The organism is Pseudomonas sp. AMR01 (genome assembly GCF_041946035.1).
Lineage (GTDB): Bacteria > Pseudomonadota > Gammaproteobacteria > Pseudomonadales > Pseudomonadaceae > Aquipseudomonas > Aquipseudomonas antarctica_B.
In genome coordinates, this window is sequence record NZ_JAUTYR010000085.1 from 1 (window position 1) to 1,602 (window position 1,602).

Here is a 1,602-nt window from a genome sequence, read left to right on the forward strand (position 1 = left end):
GTGAACGTGCGCCCCGCCTCCCTCTTCCAGGTGCTGCACGGCGGTCAGGTGCACGTCCTGCCGCTCCAGTCCGGCAAAGGCCAGCGTCTCGAAGTCGTCCAGCACGGCGCCGATCTCGGCGGCACTGGGCGCCTCTTCCACCGACCAGGAGATCACGGCACTGGTGTACCGCTGCTGGAAGTCCAGGGAGTCGGCCACGGCGGCGAACTGCTGCGGATCGCCGCGCAGCACCTCCACCCCGGCTCGTTCCTCGCCCTTGTGGTCGTGCTTGTCCAGCACATAGGCCGCCGCACTGCCGGCCTTGCCGGTGCCATGTGCCAAGAACTTAATCATCATGCCCGTCACCCTCCCGCTTCGGCGGTGGCGGGAGCTGCGGCAACAAGGTGCCCGCGGCCTCCTCGATGCTGCGTAGCAACGCCAGCAGCTCCACCAGGTAAACCGGGCTCCCCACCAGGCGGCACTCGTTCACCGCCCTGGCGATCTGGTTCAGATTCGACCCCAACGCCGCCAGTTGCCGCATCAGGGCCGGATCGGCCAGATGGCGGGGGTCTCTCTCCCGCCGTGGCCGGGCGGGGGCGATGTGGGTTTGCTGATCGGCATCCACCTTGGCCCGCAGCCAGTCGGAGAGGGTCAACCCCTCGCCGTCGGCCGCCTTGCGCCACTTGGCCAGCGTCTCCGGGTCGAGCCGTAGGCTGGCCGTGGTACTGCGTTTTGTCATGGCTCTGTCTCTCCAAGCGGCCTCTGGCTGCGCGGGGTTTGAAGGGGCGGCGCCCCTCAACAGCCCCCGTGTGAAATCGCGCAGCGATGTAATACGGGGTAGGCTGGCTTAATACATAAATAGTCTGAACCGCTCCCCGTTTGGTGTCCAGTCCACTTGAATATATTGTCACTGTGACGGATAATAAATTACCGTTCCAGTGACATGAAATAGGCCATGAGGGATCAAACTGACAAGAGCACCACGGATCTGTTTGGGGAGAAGCGTGGTAGGGGTAGGCCAAAATCCGGGGGAGCCAAGAGCGGGGCAGAACGTCAGGCCGCCTACCGTGCCAAACAGCAGGGCATTAGTGTCACTGTGACGATTAATCGGGAACACCTGGAAGAACTGGCGGCACAGTTGCAGGCGATCAGGGATGGCGGGTCGGCGGTTGTCCTCACCCAGGAACAGGCCGGGGAGATCCTGCGGGCACTGCGAACGGCAGAAAACAAACAGCTCCGGGGATAAGACCTATTGTCCACAGGCCAAACACACGGCCTATGGGCAACCCTTCGGGATCGGCCTTAACCCCCTCGCACCGATCCTCTCTCTCGATGAAGACCAGAGCAAAAGACCACGGCCCAAGGGCCGCGAAAAGGAAGTCGCAAAGCTCCCCAGTCAGCCGGGCTCTCCTATCTTTCCGCTGCGCGTCAAGATAGGAGAGCCCTCCTGCTTGGCTACGTTAAAAATGACGTAGTTACACTGGATAAGCTCGCCTTGCTCCGGACTATCGAGACTGCTTGCGGCAGCTCCCTCTCACGCGCTCCAGAGACACACCCCGTCCTTGCTGCATCTGCTTTCGTCCCCGCCTGGTGACCGGACTGCCGCGCCGTTTTTTAAGAGCT

The 1,602-nt window shown here is 62.5% G+C and carries 3 protein-coding genes; 1 reads left to right on the forward strand and 2 read right to left on the reverse strand.

From position 1 onward, the window contains the following. Positions 1–336 (reverse strand): hypothetical protein (locus tag Q7C20_RS26610; RefSeq protein ID WP_375071172.1); only part of this gene is annotated, 336 nt, incomplete at its 3' end. After that, positions 326–718, reverse strand: a complete 393-nt coding sequence (gene mobC, locus Q7C20_RS26615) for a plasmid mobilization relaxosome protein MobC (protein ID WP_374994987.1) — start codon at positions 716–718, stop codon at positions 326–328. The genes mobC and Q7C20_RS26610, both read right to left, overlap by 11 nt. Before the next feature lie 216 nt (positions 719–934). Between mobC and Q7C20_RS26620 the strand changes: the two genes are divergently transcribed. After that, positions 935–1,225, forward strand: a complete 291-nt coding sequence (locus Q7C20_RS26620; protein ID WP_374994988.1) for a hypothetical protein — start codon at positions 935–937, stop codon at positions 1,223–1,225. Positions 1,226–1,602: the final 377 nt, after the last annotated feature.

Bases quoted from the DNA above. Each gene is read 5' to 3' on its own strand.
- Q7C20_RS26620 (WP_374994988.1), top strand. From the start codon at position 935: ATGAGGGATCAAACTGACAAGAGCACCACGGATCTGTTTGGGGAGAAG.
- mobC (WP_374994987.1), bottom strand. From the start codon at position 718: ATGACAAAACGCAGTACCACGGCCAGCCTACGGCTCGACCCGGAGACG.